Origin of the sequence: Pantoea sp. E2023-21, assembly GCF_051302795.1 — a bacterium.
In the GTDB taxonomy this organism is placed as follows: domain Bacteria; phylum Pseudomonadota; class Gammaproteobacteria; order Enterobacterales; family Enterobacteriaceae; genus Pantoea; species Pantoea ludwigii_A.
This window is the reverse complement of the sequence record NZ_CP195344.1, coordinates 2,141,940-2,158,849: the sequence shown is the minus strand read 5'-3', so window position 1 is coordinate 2,158,849 and position 16,910 is coordinate 2,141,940. Positions and strand designations below refer to the sequence as shown.

Here is a 16,910-nt window from a genome sequence, read left to right as displayed (position 1 = left end):
ATTTTTAATGGCTAACATGTTCGCCCTGGTTTTAGTGATCGCCACGCTGATCACTGGCGTTATCTGGTGTATCGATCGCTTTAAATGGGCACCGGCGCGTCGTGCGAAGCAAGCTGCCGCGCAAGCGCAGGCTGGCAATGCACTTGATAGCAAAACGCTGGCGAAAGTTGCCGCGCAGCCGGGTTGGGTAGAAACCACGGCATCGGTGTTTCCGGTGCTGGCGGTGGTATTAATCGTACGTTCGTTTATTTTTGAGCCGTTCCAGATTCCATCAGGCTCAATGATGCCAACGTTGCTGATTGGCGACTTTATCCTCGTGGAGAAGTTTGCTTACGGCATTAAAGATCCGATTACCCAAACCACGCTGATTCCAACTGGCCATCCACAGCGCGGCGATGTAGCGGTATTTAAATACCCGAAAGATCCAAGCGTCGATTACATTAAGCGTGTGATTGGCTTGCCAGGCGACAAAGTGGTGTTTGATCCCTACAGCAAAACCCTGACCATCAATCCGGGTTGTAGCAGCGGCAACTGCAATACCGCGCTGCCGGTGACTTATACGAATGTTGAGCCAAGCAACTTCATTCAAACCTTCAGCGGCTTTGATGGCAATGAAACCGGCAACGGCTTCTTCCAGGCGCCGCAGGGTGAAACCATGAAGGGCGGTCTGCGTCTCGGTACCCGTAAAGAGACATTGGGCAGCGTAACGCACGATATTCTGCTGGTAAACGAGGCGCAAAGTCAGGCAAGCATGTATTATCAGCAGCCGGGCCAGCCGCAATCCACCTGGATTGTGCCGCAAGGGCAGTATTTCATGATGGGCGATAACCGCGATAACAGCGCCGACAGTCGCTACTGGGGCTTCGTGCCCGAGAAGAATCTGGTCGGCAAAGCGGTGGCTATCTGGATGAGCTTCGAGAAACAAGAAGGACAGTGGCCTACCGGCGTGCGCTTTAGCCGCATTGGTGGGATCCACTAATTAGCTTCAAAAAAGGTTGGCCTTCCGTAAGGGAGGCCAGTGCACACGAAACAGAACAGGTTGGAACCGCAGCCCTGTTTCGTATGCAGTGACAGACGCACAGAACAACTGGAATAGCATGAACCCCATCGTCATTAATAAGCTGCAGCGCAAACTGGGCTACACTTTTACTCATCCGGATTTATTGCAGCAGGCATTGACGCACCGTAGTGCCAGCAGCAAACACAATGAACGTCTTGAATTCCTTGGCGATTCTATTCTTAGCTACGTGATCGCCAATGCGCTTTATCACCGCTTCCCGCGCGTGGACGAAGGCGATATGAGTCGCATGCGTGCCACGTTGGTTCGTGGGAATACGCTGGCGGAAATGGCGCGAGAATTCGACCTCGGCGAATGTTTACGCCTTGGTCCGGGCGAGTTGAAAAGCGGCGGTTTCCGTCGTGAATCTATTCTCGCGGATACCGTTGAAGCCTTGATTGGCGGCATTTTCCTTGATAGCAGCATTCAAACCGTCGAAAAGTTAATTCTCGACTGGTATCACTCGCGACTGGAAGCCATCAGCCCGGGCGATAAGCAAAAAGATCCGAAAACGCGCCTGCAAGAGTATTTGCAGGGACGTCATCTGCCGCTGCCTTCGTATTTGGTGGTGCAGGTGCGTGGCGAAGCCCACGATCAGGAATTCACCATTCACTGTCAGGTGAGTGGCATGGCAGAACCGGTGGTGGGCATTGGCTCCAGCCGCCGTAAAGCCGAGCAAGCAGCTGCCGAACAGGCGTTAATTAAGCTTGGCCTCGAATAAATAGTCACATCGCAGCGTCGAAAGCGGCGCTGCCCAAGTCAGGACTCGAATGAGCGAACTCGAAACATATAGCGGCTTTGTCGCGATCGTAGGCCGACCAAACGTCGGTAAATCCACTTTGCTGAACCAGTTGCTGGGGCAGAAAGTGTCGATCACGTCACGCAAGCCGCAAACCACGCGTCACCGTATTATGGGCATCCACACGGAAGGCGCTTATCAGGCGATCTATGTGGATACGCCAGGGCTGCACATGGAAGAGAAGCGAGCGATCAACCGCTTGATGAACCGTGCGGCCAGCAGCTCCATCGGTGATGTTGAGCTGGTGATCTTTGTGGTTGAAGGCACGCGCTGGACGCCAGACGACGAGATGGTGCTCAACAAGCTACGTGATAACCAGGTTCCTGTGGTATTGGCGATCAACAAAGTCGACAACATTCAGGATAAGAGCATTCTTTTGCCTCATCTGCAGTTCCTCAGCCAGCAGATGAACTTCCTCGAAATCGTACCGATCTCTGCGGAAAGCGGCAAAAATGTTGACGCTATTGCGGCGATTGCACGCAAATGCCTGCCAAAATCTGAGCATCATTTCCCAGAAGATTATGTCACCGACCGCTCGCAGCGTTTTATGGCATCTGAGATCATCCGTGAAAAACTGATGCGCTTCCTTGGCGCTGAGCTGCCTTATTCCGTTACCGTAGAAATTGAGCAGTTTGTCTCTAACGATCGCGGCGGCTACGACATCAATGGTCTGATTCTCGTTGAGCGCGAAGGCCAGAAAAAGATGGTCATCGGCAATAAAGGCGCCAAGATCAAAACCATCGGCATTGAGTCACGTAAAGACATGGAAGAGATGTTTGAGGCGAAAGTGCATCTCGAACTGTGGGTTAAAGTGAAATCTGGCTGGGCGGACGATGAACGTGCGCTGCGCAGCTTAGGTTACTCTGACGAAGGGTAATCGATGGAAGGCTGGCAACGCGCCTTTGTGCTGCATAGTCGCCCTTACAGCGAAACCAGCCTGCTTCTCGATCTATTCAGCGAAAGCGAAGGGCGCGTCCGCGTCCTTGCCAAAGGTGCCCGCTCGCGCCGTTCGCAACTGAAAGGTGCACTGCAACCCTTCACGCCACTGCTGGTGCGCTGGGGCGGACGCGGTGACGTCAAAACGCTACGCAATGCCGAAGCCGTTTCGCTGGCATTGCCGCTCAGCGGCATCACGCTCTACTGCGGACTCTACGTCAACGAACTGCTGTCGCGCGTGCTGGAGCAGCAAATCCCTTTCTCTGACATGTTCTTCGATTACCTGAATTGCATCCAAACTCTGGCGGCAGGCAACGGCTCGCCTGAACCGGCGCTGCGTCGGTTTGAGCTGGCGCTGCTTGGGCATCTCGGCTACGGCGTCGATTTCCTGCATTGTGCCGGCAGCGGCGAAGAAGTTGCCGATGGCATGACCTACAGCTACCGTGAAGAGAAGGGCTTTATCGCCAGTTTAGTGGTCAATCAGCGTAGCTTTACCGGCCGCCAGCTGCGTGCATTATGGGAACGTGAATTCCCCGATGCTGATACCTTGCGCGCCGCCAAACGCTTTACGCGTATGGCGCTGAAGCCCTATCTTGGCGGCAAACCGCTAAAGAGCCAGGAACTGTTTCGCCAGTTTGTGCCAAAAAAGAAACCCGATGTGGCAAACGACTAGCGCTGGTCGTACCGCCTGATATAGTCAGCGCGGTACACTGCAAACACACTGAACACATTTAAGGATTGTCATGGCTGAGTTGCTGTTAGGCGTCAACATTGACCACATTGCCACCGTACGTAACGCACGTGGCACAAACTATCCCGATCCGGTGCAGGCCGCGTTTGTTGCTGAGCAGGCCGGTGCCGACGGCATTACCGTGCATCTGCGTGAAGATCGTCGCCACATTACCGATCGCGATGTGCGCATCCTGCGTGACACCATTCAGACGCGCATGAATCTGGAGATGGCGGTGACTGACGAGATGATCGACATTGCCTGCGAAATCCAGCCGCACTTCGTTTGTCTGGTGCCGGAAAAGCGTCAGGAAGTGACGACCGAAGGTGGATTGGATGTGGCGGGTCAGCAGGACAAAATTAATGCCGCGGTGCGCTTGTTGAGCGACGCAGGTATTCTGGTGTCACTGTTTATTGATGCCGATCACCGTCAGATTGAAGCCGCCGTAGCCAGTGGCGCACCTTATATCGAAATTCACACCGGCGCCTATGCCGAAGCGCCAGAAGGTCTGGCGCGCCAGGCTGAACTGTCACGCATCCGTAAAGCCGCAACCTTCGCCGCCAGCCTTGGTCTGAAAGTGAATGCCGGCCACGGTTTGACCTATCACAACGTACAACCGATTGCTGCACTGCCAGAAATGCATGAACTGAATATCGGCCATGCAATCATTGGTCGCGCACTGTTCAGCGGTCTGGCTGATGCGGTCAGCGAAATGAAGCAGCTGATGCGGGAAGCACGTCGCTAATGGCGATTCTCGGACTCGGTAGCGACATCGTCGAGATCGAACGTATCGCGGGAGTGATCGAACGCTCCGGCGATCGTTTGGCCCGCCGCGTATTAAGCGAAGCCGAGTGGCAGCAATATCAGGCGCACCAGCAACCGGTGCGCTTCCTTGCCAAGCGTTTTGCGGTGAAAGAGGCGGCAGCGAAAGCGTTCGGCACCGGCATTCGCGGTGGCCTGGCCTTCAATCAGTTCGAAGTATATAACGATGCGCTGGGCAAGCCGGGGTTACGTTTCTTTGAGCAAGCCAAAGTGATTGCCAGTCAGCTCGGTGTGAAGCACGTACATGTGACCTTAGCAGATGAACGCCATTACGCCTGTGCGACGGTAATTATCGAAGATTAATGGTGCAACACCACAAACTTCTCCCACAGCGCCTCGCGACTCTCCGGGTGCTGTGGATCAGCAATAATGGTGTTATCAATCGGGCAGACGCTTTGGCAGGTCGGCACATCATAATGGCCCACGCACTCGGTGCAGCGGTCAACATCAATCTCATAGATCGCATCGCCTAAGCTGATTGCCTGGTTTGGGCATTCAGGTTCGCACATATCGCAATTGATGCATTTGGTGGTAATGAGCAGAGCCATAGCGGAAATCCAATAACAGCATAAACGGCGCGGGTATTATACGCGCCTCATCTCATCAGACCAGCTTTTTCACCAACTCTTCGCTGTGACGGATATGGCTTGATGCGCGTTCCGGATCGTTTTGTACCAGCGCCATAAACAGCAGATCCGTGAGCGCCAGCTGCGCGCTGGTCGACGATATCGCCGCGCTGCGCGTGCTCTGTTCCTCAGCCACGGTATAGAGGCAAACCGTGGCACTCTGCTGCAGCGCATTTGGCGTAAAGCCGGTAAAGGCCAGCACATCGGCGCCGACCTGCACCGCTTCCTGCGCCGCCAGGTTAATTTCGCGTCGTTCGCCGGTATAGGAAATGGCCAGCAACACATCGCCCGGCGCCATTGCTTGCACGCTGGCCAGCAAAGCGTGCATATCCTGCTCCGCCACCGCATTGATGCCGATTTTCATTAGCTTCCATGAAAAATCTTTCGCCACTAAACCGGACGCGCCGATGCCGACCAGTAAAATACGATTGGCATTTTTCAGTAGCTGTAAGGTTTGCAGCAGTTTCTCTTCGCTATTGATATCCAGCGTGGCGCGGATCGCCGAGATTTTTTCGGTCAGCAGCTTTTCGCCCACCACTTTGAGTGGGTCATCGCTAAGAATATGGTTATGCACAGTAATCGCATCGCGATCGGCCATCGATTCGCTCAGCGCCAGCTTCAGCGCCGGAAATCCTTTATAACCCAGTTTCTGGGCAAACTTCACCACGCTGGACTGGCTAACCCCCGATTCCTCGGCAAGTTTTTGTGAACTGAGATGCCGTGCACGATCCGGCTGCGACAGCAAAAAATCCGCCAGCCGGCGCTCATTTAGCGCCAGTCGAGGGTAAAGCTGACGAATGCGCAGCAATGAACTCATGGTTCGATCCTTAATTCTTTTATCCGCAAACAGCGCGTAAAGGCGAAGAATAAACTATTCAAATGGCATTGTAGTCACTGGAATTAAAAATAGCAGCTTTCGCCTCGAACGCCGAAGCTGGCTACACTGTAGTGCAGAAACCGCGAAGGATAGAGAAGGAGTGCTGTTTGACTAAGGGTACACAACGACGCGTGGTGTTTTTCGATCTCGATGGCACGCTACATCAGCAAGACATGTTTGGCACCTTTATGCGCTATCTGCTGCGACGTCAGCCGATCAATCTGCTATTGGTGGTGCCGCTGTTACCGGTAATTGGTCTTGGCATGCTAATCAAAGGCCGCGCCGCACGCTGGCCGATGAGTTTACTGCTGTGGGCGATTACCTTCGGCCATAGCGAATCACGTCTGCGCCAGCGTGAAGCGGAATTCGCTGAGTGGTTCCGCCAGCGCGTTACCGCGTTTCCGGTAGTGCAGCAGCGCCTTACCGACTATCTCAGCAGTAACGATGCCGATGTCTGGTTAATTACCGGTTCGCCGCAGTCGCTGGTGGAGCAAGTCTATTTTGACTCGGCCTTCTTACCGCGGGTACAGCTGATCGCCAGCCAGATGAAACCGGGCCGTGGCGGACGCTTGCTGTCGATGCGCTGTCTCGGCCATGAAAAGGTGGCACAGCTCGAAGAGAAAATCGGCACACCTCTACAGCTGTATAGCGGCTACAGCGACAGCAAGCAGGACAACCCGCTGTTGTTCTTCTGTCAGCATCGCTGGCGAGTTACGCCGCGCGGCGAGTTGCAGCAGCTGGAATAACGCTTCGATTCCGGCTGCTGCATCGCTATAATGCGCCGCCTTTATTGCCCGCAGGAGTTGCCTGGTGAACCCACAAACTGATGAATATTGGATGCGTTATGCGCTGGAACTGGCTAAGCGCGCGTGGGAGCAGGGCGAAGTGCCGGTTGGTGCGGTGTTGGTGCAGGGCGATAACGTGATTGGCGAAGGCTGGAATCGGCCGATTGGTCAGCACGATCCCACCGCGCATGCCGAGATCATGGCGCTACGTCAGGGTGGCAAGGTGCTGGAAAACTATCGTCTGCTGGATACCACGCTCTATGTCACGCTGGAACCCTGTGTGATGTGTGCCGGTGCGATGGTGCACAGTCGCATCACGCGGCTGGTGTATGGCGCTAAGGATGAGAAAACCGGCGCGGCCGGTTCACTGCTGGATGTGATTGGCCATCCCGGTATGAATCATCACATTCAGATTGATTGCGGTGTGCTGGCGGATGAATGCGCTGGGATGCTGAGTGACTTCTTCCGCATGCGTCGTGAGCAGAAGAAGGCGCTGCGTCAGGCGCAGCGCACCGGTTAATTCATCGCAATTTTCGGTTCGACCGCCGGGTAACCGGCGCCTAACTCGGCCTCGAGCGCCGACTGCTGCGCTAAACGCTTCTCCTGCTCCTGCAAATATCCCACCAGGCTTATCTGATACTTACGGATATTCTCCACGTAGTTATACGCTTCATGCCCGCGCGCGTAGCCGTAGGTGGTTTGCGTGTAATAGCGCTTCTGGCTCAGCATCGGCAAACGTAGCTTCACGTCGGCCCAGCTGTCCGGATTGCCGCCCTGTTTCGCCGTCAGCTTACGCACATCCAGCATGTGCGCGTAGCCCATGTTATAAGCCGCCAGCGCAAACCAGATACGTTCATCTTCAGGAATGCTCTCGGGCACTTTTTCCATCATGCGTTTGAGATATTCGCTGCCGCCACGAATGCTCTGTTCGGGATCGAGACGATCGTTGACGTCAAGGCTGTCGGCGGTATTACGCGTCAACATCATCATGCCGCGCACGCCAGTTGGCGAAGTGGCCTGCGGATTCCAGTGCGATTCCTGATATGAGATCGCCGCCAGCAAACGCCAATCCATGCTGGCCGAATATTTCTCAAACAGCGGTTTGATATCCGGCAGCGTGTTGTCAATGGCGCGCAGGAACGTGCGAGTATCAACGTAATCAAAGGTGCCAACGTGACCGAGATATTTCTCTTCCAGCCGCGCCATGGTGCCTTCTTCGCCCATCTGGCTATAGAAGTCGAGCATCGCCGCGTTTAGGCTGTCATCATCGTTACGTGGCAAGTACCAGGTAACCGGTTCTTCATCTGTCACATCAAACGCCACCGCCAGCTGCGGATGAATACGCTGCAGCAAGCCAATGGTGACCGAATCACCTACGGTGTAGTCGAGTTTGCCGTCGGCGACCGCTTCGAGCAGCGCTTTCTGGCCCTGATCGGTGGAGATTGCCCAGTCGAGATCGGGATAGCTGTCAGCTTTGGCGGAACGTAAAGTTGACAGATATGCCGAACCGGACTGCACAATCAGGCGGCCTTTAAGATCGCCGAGATTTTTCGGTCGGGGCTTATCAATGCGGTACACCAGCTGCTGCGACACCGAATAGTAGCTCGGGCCACTTTGGTAGTGCGCGAGGCGCTCGCTGTTGTAGATCAGACCGGCAGCCAGCAAATCCGCTTTACCGTCATCCAGGTCGTCAAACAGATCGCCGAGGTTAGGACGCACCTCAACCTCAAGTTTCACGCCAAGATAATCGGCGAAGCGCTTCGCCAGCTCGTAATCCATGCCGGCTGGTGCATTGTTAATGGTGTAGTAAGTCAGCGGAGAGTTAACGGTACTGATGCGCAGCACTCCGCGTGATTTGATCTGTGATAGCGCGTCTGTTCCGCTCCCGTACCACGGGATTGAAGGCCACAATGCTAGCGCAAGTAGCACGGTGATCAGACCGATAAACAGATAGTTTATTTTTAGGCGTTTCAAATAGTTGTCTCGTAATGGCTCACAGGCCTCTGTCTTTTAAAGGCAGTATTTATGTTGTTTTAACTCCCAGAGCGATGGGCATTTTGCGCAACAAAAAGGGGCAGGGCAACTTTTATAGCAAGAATTGTGCAAAATTCAGCCAAACGCCAGGTGCCAGAATTTATGCGCAAACGGTTTCGTAACCGGTGCTGTTTCTCTATAATACCGCCCGTTTTCCCCTGTTGCGCCCAATGAAGCGTCGCCCGGCACTTCAAAGACGAGAGATCTTTAATGATGGAAATTCTGCGTGGTTCGCCCGCTCTGTCGGCATTTCGTGTAAACAAACTGCTGACCCGCTTTCAGGACGCTCACCTTTCAGTGAGTGATATTTACGCCGAGTACGTCCATTTTGCCGATGTGAGCGCACCGCTCAGTGCGGATGAGCAAGCCCGCCTGCAACGTCTGCTTAAATACGGTCCTTCTCTCGCCGAACACGCGCCGCAAGGGCGTCTGTTGCTGGTAACGCCGCGTCCCGGCACCATTTCACCCTGGTCATCGAAAGCCACTGACATCGCCCACAACTGCGATCTGCCACAGGTTTTGCGCCTTGAGCGCGGCATGGCCTTTTATGTGCAAGCGCCCACGCTGACGGAAGCACAGTGGCAGCAACTGGCCAGCCTGCTGCATGATCGCATGATGGAAACTGTATTCACTGACCTCAGCGATGCGCAGCAGCTGTTTGCTCACCATCAGCCACAGCCGCTTTCAACTATCGACGTGCTGGGCGCAGGTCGCAGCGCGCTGGATCAGGCCAACACCACGCTGGGCCTGGCGCTGGCCGACGATGAGATCGATTATCTGCTCGACGCCTTTACCAAGCTGGGCCGCAATCCGAACGACATCGAGCTCTACATGTTTGCGCAAGCAAACTCCGAGCACTGCCGTCACAAGATCTTCAATGCCGACTGGATTATCGACGGCGAAAAGCAGCCGAAGTCGCTGTTTAAAATGATTAAAAACACCTTTGAACACAATCCTGAGCATGTGCTGTCTGCTTATAAAGACAACGCTGCGGTCATGGAAGGTTCCGAGGTTGGCCGCTTCTATGCCGATGCACAGAAGGGCGAATACGCATTCCATCAGGAAGAAGCGCACATCCTGATGAAAGTCGAAACCCATAACCACCCAACCGCCATTTCACCGTGGCCGGGTGCGGCGACCGGTTCCGGTGGCGAAATCCGTGATGAAGGTGCCACCGGACGTGGCGCGAAGCCCAAAGCCGGTCTGGTCGGATTCTCGGTATCGAACCTGCGTATTCCGGGCTTCGAACAGCCGTGGGAAGAGGATTTCGGCAAGCCGGATCGCATTGTTACTGCACTGGATATCATGACCGAAGGCCCGCTAGGCGGCGCGGCGTTCAACAATGAATTTGGTCGTCCGGCCCTGAACGGCTATTTCCGTACCTATGAAGAGCGCGTCAACAGTCACAATGGCGTGGAACTGCGCGGCTATCACAAGCCGATCATGCTGGCGGGCGGCATCGGTAACATCCGTGCCGATCACGTGCAGAAAGGCGAGATTGTCGTGGGCGCCAAGCTGATCGTGCTGGGCGGTCCGGCCATGAACATCGGTTTGGGCGGTGGCGCGGCATCGTCAATGGCTTCTGGCCAGTCAGATGCCGATCTCGATTTTGCATCTGTCCAGCGCGACAACCCCGAAATGGAACGTCGTTGCCAGGAAGTGATCGACCGCTGCTGGCAGCTGGGCGAAGCCAACCCGATTCTGTTCATCCACGATGTGGGCGCAGGCGGTCTTTCGAACGCCATGCCAGAACTGGTGAGCGACGGTAATCGTGGTGGTAATTTCAATCTGCGCGATATCCTCAGCGATGAACCAGGCATGAGCCCGCTGGAAGTCTGGTGTAACGAATCGCAGGAACGTTATGTGCTGGCAGTAGCGCCGGAGAAACTGGCGCTGTTTGATGAGCTGTGCCTGCGTGAACGCGCGCCGTATGCGGTGATTGGTGAAGCCACTGAAGAGCTGCACCTGAACCTCGCCGACAGCCACTTCGACAATAAGCCCATCGACATGCCGCTCGACGTGCTGCTGGGCAAAACGCCGAAGATGACGCGTGATGTTGCCAGTCAGCAAGCCAAAGGCGATGCGCTACAGCGCGATGGGATTACCGTTGCGGATGCAGTGAATCGTGTGCTGCACTTGCCGACCGTAGCGGAAAAAACCTTCCTGATTACTATTGGCGATCGCAGCGTAACCGGCATGGTCGCGCGCGATCAGATGGTGGGGCCGTGGCAGATTCCGGTGGCGAACTGCGCCGTCACCACCGCCAGCCTCGATAGCTATCACGGTGAAGCCTTCTCCCTCGGCGAACGTGCGCCAGTCGCCTTGCTCGACTTCGCGGCTTCAGGTCGTCTGGCAGTCGGTGAGGCGCTGACCAACATCGCAGCAACCTCAATTGGTTCGCTGCAACGCGTGAAGCTCTCCGCGAACTGGATGGCCGCTGCCGGTCACCCGGGCGAAGACGCCGGTTTGTACGCTGCCGTTAAAGCGGTCGGCGAAGAGTTGTGTCCCGCGTTGGGCATCACCATTCCAGTGGGCAAAGACTCCATGTCGATGAAAACCCGCTGGCAGCAAGGTACCGAGCAGCGCGAAATGACCTCGCCGCTGTCGCTGGTCATCACTGCATTTGCGCGTATTGAAGATGTGCGTCGCACGGTGACACCGCAGCTGCAAGCCGATCAAGATAACCTGCTGCTGCTGGTGGATCTGGGCAACGGTGCTAACACCTTGGGTGCAACCGCGCTGTCGCAGGTGTATCGTCAACTGGGCGACAAACCTGCCGACGTGCGTGACGCCACCCAACTGGCGGGCTTCTTTAACGCCATTCAGGCGCTGGTAGCTGAGCAGAAACTGCTGGCCTATCACGACCGTTCTGACGGCGGCCTGCTGGTCACGCTGGCGGAGATGGCCTTTACCGGTCACTGCGGAATCGAAGCCGATATCGCCGCACTGGGCAGCGATGCGTTAGCTGCATTGTTCACCGAAGAACTGGGCGCGGTGCTGCAGATTAACGCAGCGGATCGTGCAGCTGTTGAGAAGGTGTTTGCTGACCACGGCCTGAGCGCGAGCCTGCATGTGATAGGTAAAGCGTTGCCGGGCGATCGCTTCGTGATCCGTTCTGGCGATAGTGTGGTGTACAGCGAAAGCCGCACCACGTTGCGTACCTGGTGGGCAGAAACCACTTGGCAGATGCAGCGTCTGCGTGATAACCCAGCCTGCGCCGATCAGGAGCATGAAGCGAAGAAAGACGATAACGACCCAGGTCTGAACGTCCATTTGACCTTTAAGCCAGAAGAGGATGTTGCAGCCCCGATGATTGCAACCGGCGCACGTCCGCGTGTGGCGGTATTGCGTGAGCAGGGCGTCAACTCACACGTAGAAATGGCCGCCGCCTTCCACCGTGCTGGCTTTACTGCAGTTGACGTGCACATGAGCGATCTGTTGGCTGGTCGTCGCGGTCTGGAAGAGTTCCAGGCACTGGTCGCCTGCGGTGGCTTCTCTTACGGTGATGTGCTGGGCGCGGGTGAAGGCTGGGCGAAATCCATCCTGTTCAATGGCCGCGTGCGTGATGAGTTTGAGAACTTCTTCCATCGTCCACAGACGCTGGCACTCGGCGTATGTAACGGTTGCCAGATGATGTCGAACCTGCGTGAACTGATTCCAGGCAGCGAACTATGGCCACGCTTTGTGCGTAACCAGTCCGAGCGTTTCGAAGCACGTTTCAGCCTGGTCGAGGTAGCGGCGAGTCCGTCGCTGTTGCTAGATGGCATGGTTGGATCGCATATGCCAATCGCGGTATCGCACGGTGAAGGTTTTGTTGAAGTACGCGACGGTGCGCATTTGGCACAGCTGGAGAGCAAAGGATTGGTGGCGCTGCGCTTCGTCGACAACTTCGGCAAAGTGACGGAAAGCTACCCGGCGAACCCGAACGGCTCACCAAACGGCATCACTGCGGTAACCAACGAAAGCGGCCGCGTCACCATTATGATGCCGCACCCAGAGCGTGTGTTCCGTACCGTGAGCAACTCCTGGCATCCGGCAGAGTGGGGCGAAGATAGCCCGTGGATGCGTATCTTCCGCAACGCGCGTAAGCAGTTGGGTTAAGCGTTCATCCTGCATGTTATCGGTGCCCATTAATGGGCACCCTACAAAGGCCGCGCAAAAGCGGCCTTTATTTTTTCGTAGGGTCGCCATTCATAGCGACCTGTCTGAAATCGGCATTGATTACGAACTGTCGGAAATTGGCGACATTACGCCTGTGGTGGTGTCGTCAAAAGGTGACATTTAACCCATTGATTTATATGATCTGGAAATACATGCTCTAAACCTGTTGCTAATCAGCGACATTTTTCCCAGACCGTCCGGTCCGCTTTTCAGGCGAAGAACGCTTCCCATCTGGCATTCCTCTGATAATAAACACTATTTATTTATTGGCACGATACTTGCTATACTCCCTGTGTGGCTCATTCACCTGTTTATGATTGCCCCGCTTTAGCGGCTGAGCTCATAAAAACCGAATGACGCACCAAACGGAGCCTGTCGTCCACCTCACCGATAATCGTTTGCTTTGCAACGTTATCAAGCATCGGACGCAACGTTGAGTTAGGCTCCACCTTTTTTGCAAGCGATGCTGCGGCGTCGCTCTCACGGCAGGCCAAAAGGCCTGCCGTTTTCATATCTGGCCTTTCTTCCATTTTGATACTTCGCTAGCATGCCTGCAGCTCACATTTAAGGAAGCGCGGTAGTGAATAAATGGCGTCTGTTTCCCCGATCCCTGCGGCAGTTGGTGTTAATGGCCTTCCTGCTGGTATTGTTGCCGCTGCTGGTATTGGCGTGGCAAGCGTGGGAAAGCCTCTCGGCGTTAAGCAACCAGGCGGCGGATACCAACCGCAACACTTTTACCGATGTGCGTCGCAGCGAAGCGATGGCGCGGACCGCGCTGGAGCTGGAGCGCAGCTACCGTCAATATTGTGTACTTGGCGATGCGTCGCTGGCGAAGCTGTATCAAACGCAATGGACGCGTTACGGCCAAATGCTCAGCAGTCACGCCGCCAGTTTGCCCGATCTGCCTTCATTCAAAGTACTGCAAACGACCCTACCGCAGCTGCAGCAGATGCAGTGCGATAACGGCAATCCTGAAACGCAAGCCGCCAATGCGCTGGAGCGTTTCTCCGATACCAATACAAAAATGGTGCAGGCCACGCGTGAAGTGGTGTTTTCGCGCGGCTTACAGCTGCAGCGTGAAATTGCCGATCGCGGCCAGTTTTTTGGCTGGCAGGCGCTAATCCTGTTCCTGATCAGCCTGGTGCTGGTCTTACTGTTCACTGGGATGATCATCGGTCCGGTGAAGCGGGTTGAACGCATGATCAATCGGCTGGGTGAAGGCAAAGCTTTAGGCGATAGCGGCAGCTTTCGCGGTCCACGTGAGATCCGATCTCTGGGGCAGCGCATCGTCTGGCTGAGTGAGCGTTTAAGCTGGCTGGAGGAGCAGCGCCACGAATTTCTGCGGCATCTGTCGCATGAGCTGAAAACGCCGCTCGCCAGCCTGCGTGAAGGTACTGAACTGCTGGCGGATCAAGTCGCCGGTCCACTGAATGCCGAGCAGCAGGAAGTGGTGGCGATTCTCGATACCAGCAGCCGCCATTTACAGCGTCTCATCGAGCAGTTACTCGATTACAACCGCAAGCTGGCCGATAGCCCAATGGCTCTGGAGCCCGTTGCGCTAAATGAAATCATAGATGCGGTAGTAAAAGTGCACTCGTTGCCAGCCAGTGCACGTGAAATGACGACGCACATTGATCTGCAAGTGCATCACTGTCTTGCGGAAGCGACGCTGCTGCAACGTGTGATTGATAACCTCTACTCGAACGCCGTGAACTACGGCAGCGAATCCGGTAACATCTGGCTGCAGAGCCAGCAGAAGGGCAACCAGGTGTGGATTGAGGTGGCGAACACCGGCACACCGATTCCGGCTGAAGAGCAGGCGATGATTTTTGAGCCCTTTTATCAGGGCAGCCAACAGCGTAAAGGGCCGGTTAAAGGCAGTGGGCTGGGCTTAAGCATCGCCAAAGATTGTCTGCGCAGGATGCAAGGCGATCTGCAGTTGGTAACACGCAAGGATGCGGATGTCTGTTTTCGTATCATTTTGACGACCAGCGCCGGGAATGCCTGATTAATGAAATTCACCCTATCTAAATTTGTGACCTGTGCAGTGCTGGCGTTAAGCCTCAGTGCCTGTCAGGCACCGTCACAAGATCGTGCGCAACATAATGGCGTCAGCGTGCCTGAACCGGACGTGCGTCTGCCGGATTACCTCGCGACCGATTGCCAAAATGTGTGGCAAATCGAAACGCCAGCCGCCTCAGGCAATCCGCTGTACTGGCAGCGCGCCATTGATTGCGCCGAGCATTTATCGCCGGCTGAAGCGCGTGCTGAAGCACGTCGTTGGCCGGTGCAAGGTTGGGCGCGTGCCTTTAAACAAGGCATCTTACTCGCGAACGGTAACGTCACGCCGGTCGAACGCCGTGATTACGTCACCACATTGGACGGTTATAGCGCCTCTTATCCGGCGGCAGTGCGTCCGCTGCTGCAGCTGTGGCGCAGCAACCAGGCGGCGCAACTTGAGTTGAGTGAAGCGCGAGGACGTTACGCGGCGCTGCAGCAAAGTAATGATGCTGAAATGGATAACCTGCGCCAGCAGCAAACCAAAATGCGCCAGTCACTGGCCGATACCCAACGCAAGTTAGAGCGTTTAACTGATATTGAACGCCAGTTGTCATCGCGCAAGGTGCCGGACAGCAGCGACGCAGCGCACGGCGGCAGCGATGTGCAGAGTGAGGATCAGTAATCATGAAACAGGCCGCACGTTTATTGCTGGTGGATGACGATCCGGGCTTACTAAAACTGCTCGGAATGCGTCTGAGTAGCGAAGGCTATCAGGTAGCGACGGCCGCCAGCGGGCCGGAAGCGCTGCGTCATCTGCAGAAAGAGAAGGTCGATTTGGTGATCAGCGACCTGCGCATGGATGAAATGGATGGTCTGGCGCTGTTCGGCGAAGTGCAGAAACGCCATGCGGGTTTACCGGTAATTATTCTCACTGCGCACGGTTCGATCCCCGAAGCCGTTTCCGCCACCCAACAAGGCGTGTTCAGCTTTCTGACCAAACCCGTCGATCGTGATGCCTTGTACAAAGCGATAGATGAAGCGCTGGCCCAACGCGCGCCGATCAGCGATGACCGCTGGCGCGAAGCGATTGTGACACGGAATCCGCAGATGCTGCGCTTGCTGGAACAATCGCACATGGTGGCACAATCTGACGTAAGCGTTCTGATCAATGGCCAAAGCGGCACCGGCAAAGAAGTATTGGCGCAGGCGATCCATGCCGCCAGCCCGCGCGGTACTAAGCCATTCATCGCTATCAACTGCGGTGCGCTGCCGGAACAACTCTTAGAGTCCGAACTGTTTGGTCACGCTAAAGGGGCTTTCACCGGCGCAGTCAGCGCGCGTGAGGGGCTGTTCCAGGCGGCAGAAGGCGGCACGCTGTTCCTGGATGAAATTGGTGATATGCCGCAAGCGTTGCAAGTGAAACTGCTGCGCGTGCTGCAGGAGCGTAAAGTTCGGCCATTAGGCAGCAACCGCGATCTGGATATTAACGTGCGCATTATTTCAGCCACTCACCGCGATTTGCCGAAAGCGATGGAGAAGAAGAGCTTCCGCGAGGATCTCTACTATCGTCTTAACGTGGTGAACCTGAAAATTCCAGCGCTGCACGAGCGTGCCGAAGATATTCCGCTGCTGGCGAATCATCTGCTGCGGCAGTCCGCCGATCGTCATAAACCCTTTGTGCGTAGCTTCTCGGTGGATGCGATGAAGCGATTGGTCAGCGCCGCATGGCCGGGCAATGTGCGTCAACTGGTCAACGTGATTGAGCAGTGCGTCGCCTTAAGTACCGCGCCGGTCATCGGAGATGCTTTAGTAGAGCAGGCGCTGGCAGGCGAAAATACCGCGTTGCCCACTTTCGTTGAAGCGCGTAATCAGTTTGAGCTGAACTATCTGCGTAAATTGCTGCAGATGACCAAAGGAAATGTCACTAACGCTGCGCGTCTGGCTGGACGTAACCGCACTGAATTCTATAAGCTGCTGTCGCGCCATGAACTGGACGCCAGCGAATTTAAAGAGTAGCTTGCTGCGGCGGTGTCAGGAACACTTATACTAACGGTATCCGTCCATCATGGAGGGAGTAAAAAA

The 16,910-nt window shown here is 55.4% G+C and carries 16 protein-coding genes; 12 read left to right on the top strand and 4 right to left on the bottom strand.

The annotated features are described in order from the left end of the window. The first annotated feature begins 7 nt into the window (after nucleotides 1-7). From lepB to acpS, 6 genes are all read left to right on the top strand, one after another. Nucleotides 8-979 (top strand): signal peptidase I, encoded by a 972-nt coding sequence (gene lepB, locus ACRQ84_RS10150; protein ID WP_064739582.1) that lies wholly within the window; start codon nucleotides 8-10, stop codon nucleotides 977-979. Between the two features lie 118 nt (nucleotides 980-1,097). Next, nucleotides 1,098-1,778 (top strand): ribonuclease III, encoded by a 681-nt coding sequence (gene rnc / locus ACRQ84_RS10145; RefSeq protein WP_064739581.1) that lies wholly within the window; start codon nucleotides 1,098-1,100, stop codon nucleotides 1,776-1,778. A gap of 49 nt (nucleotides 1,779-1,827) precedes the next feature. Further along, a complete protein-coding gene (gene era / locus ACRQ84_RS10140; protein WP_176971031.1) occupies nucleotides 1,828-2,733 on the top strand; it encodes a GTPase Era in 906 nt (301 codons plus the stop codon). A gap of 3 nt (nucleotides 2,734-2,736) precedes the next feature. Next, nucleotides 2,737-3,465: a DNA repair protein RecO gene (recO, locus tag ACRQ84_RS10135; RefSeq protein WP_008101510.1), complete on the top strand. Its 729-nt coding sequence runs from the start codon at nucleotides 2,737-2,739 to the stop codon at nucleotides 3,463-3,465. Nucleotides 3,466-3,535: 70 nt separating this feature from the next. Beyond that, a complete protein-coding gene (gene pdxJ, locus ACRQ84_RS10130; RefSeq protein WP_483815981.1) occupies nucleotides 3,536-4,267 on the top strand; it encodes a pyridoxine 5'-phosphate synthase in 732 nt (243 codons plus the stop codon). Next, nucleotides 4,267-4,647 carry a holo-ACP synthase gene (gene acpS / locus ACRQ84_RS10125; RefSeq protein ID WP_034825626.1) on the top strand — a complete coding sequence of 127 codons (381 nt, stop codon included), beginning with the start codon at nucleotides 4,267-4,269 and terminating at the stop codon, nucleotides 4,645-4,647. The genes pdxJ and acpS overlap by 1 nt, the downstream gene beginning before the upstream one ends. Here the strand turns inward: acpS and ACRQ84_RS10120 are convergent. Together ACRQ84_RS10120 and ACRQ84_RS10115 are read right to left on the bottom strand one after the other, a co-directional pair. Beyond that, entirely contained in the window at nucleotides 4,644-4,892 is a 249-nt protein-coding gene (locus ACRQ84_RS10120; RefSeq protein WP_064739577.1) for a YfhL family 4Fe-4S dicluster ferredoxin, read from the bottom strand. The genes acpS and ACRQ84_RS10120 overlap by 4 nt on opposite strands. A gap of 55 nt (nucleotides 4,893-4,947) precedes the next feature. Continuing rightward, entirely contained in the window at nucleotides 4,948-5,787 is an 840-nt protein-coding gene (locus ACRQ84_RS10115) for a MurR/RpiR family transcriptional regulator (protein WP_064739576.1), read from the bottom strand. A gap of 167 nt (nucleotides 5,788-5,954) precedes the next feature. On the opposite strand from ACRQ84_RS10115, the gene yfhb reads away from it, so the two are divergent. Further along, nucleotides 5,955-6,593, top strand: a complete 639-nt coding sequence (yfhb, locus tag ACRQ84_RS10110) for a phosphatidylglycerophosphatase C (protein WP_064739575.1) — start codon at nucleotides 5,955-5,957, stop codon at nucleotides 6,591-6,593. Between the two features lie 91 nt (nucleotides 6,594-6,684). Further along, nucleotides 6,685-7,152, top strand: a complete 468-nt coding sequence (tadA, locus tag ACRQ84_RS10105) for a tRNA adenosine(34) deaminase TadA (RefSeq protein WP_064739686.1) — start codon at nucleotides 6,685-6,687, stop codon at nucleotides 7,150-7,152. Here the strand turns inward: tadA and mltF are convergent. Beyond that, nucleotides 7,149-8,606, bottom strand: a complete 1,458-nt coding sequence (gene mltF / locus ACRQ84_RS10100; RefSeq protein WP_064739574.1) for a membrane-bound lytic murein transglycosylase MltF — start codon at nucleotides 8,604-8,606, stop codon at nucleotides 7,149-7,151. The two genes, tadA and mltF, sit on opposite strands and share 4 nt — an antisense overlap. 270 nt (nucleotides 8,607-8,876) lie before the next feature. Between mltF and purL the strand changes: the two genes are divergently transcribed. Beyond that, entirely contained in the window at nucleotides 8,877-12,767 is a 3,891-nt protein-coding gene (purL, locus tag ACRQ84_RS10095) for a phosphoribosylformylglycinamidine synthase (protein ID WP_483815980.1), read from the top strand. A gap of 371 nt (nucleotides 12,768-13,138) precedes the next feature. Here purL and ACRQ84_RS10090 read toward each other — a convergent pair whose 3' ends face one another. After that, entirely contained in the window at nucleotides 13,139-13,339 is a 201-nt protein-coding gene (locus ACRQ84_RS10090; RefSeq protein ID WP_483815979.1) for a hypothetical protein, read from the bottom strand. Nucleotides 13,340-13,407: 68 nt separating this feature from the next. On the opposite strand from ACRQ84_RS10090, the gene ACRQ84_RS10085 reads away from it, so the two are divergent. Genes ACRQ84_RS10085 through glrR form a run of 3 tightly spaced genes read left to right on the top strand, consistent with a single transcriptional unit; the run spans nucleotide 13,408 to nucleotide 16,844 of the window. Next, a complete protein-coding gene (locus ACRQ84_RS10085) occupies nucleotides 13,408-14,835 on the top strand; it encodes a sensor histidine kinase (RefSeq protein WP_483815978.1) in 1,428 nt (475 codons plus the stop codon). A 3-nt stretch (nucleotides 14,836-14,838) separates the two neighbouring features. Beyond that, entirely contained in the window at nucleotides 14,839-15,510 is a 672-nt protein-coding gene (qseG, locus tag ACRQ84_RS10080; RefSeq protein WP_483815977.1) for a two-component system QseEF-associated lipoprotein QseG, read from the top strand. 2 nt (nucleotides 15,511-15,512) lie between these two features. Next, nucleotides 15,513-16,844 (top strand): two-component system response regulator GlrR, encoded by a 1,332-nt coding sequence (glrR, locus tag ACRQ84_RS10075; protein ID WP_064739569.1) that lies wholly within the window; start codon nucleotides 15,513-15,515, stop codon nucleotides 16,842-16,844. Nucleotides 16,845-16,910: the final 66 nt, after the last annotated feature.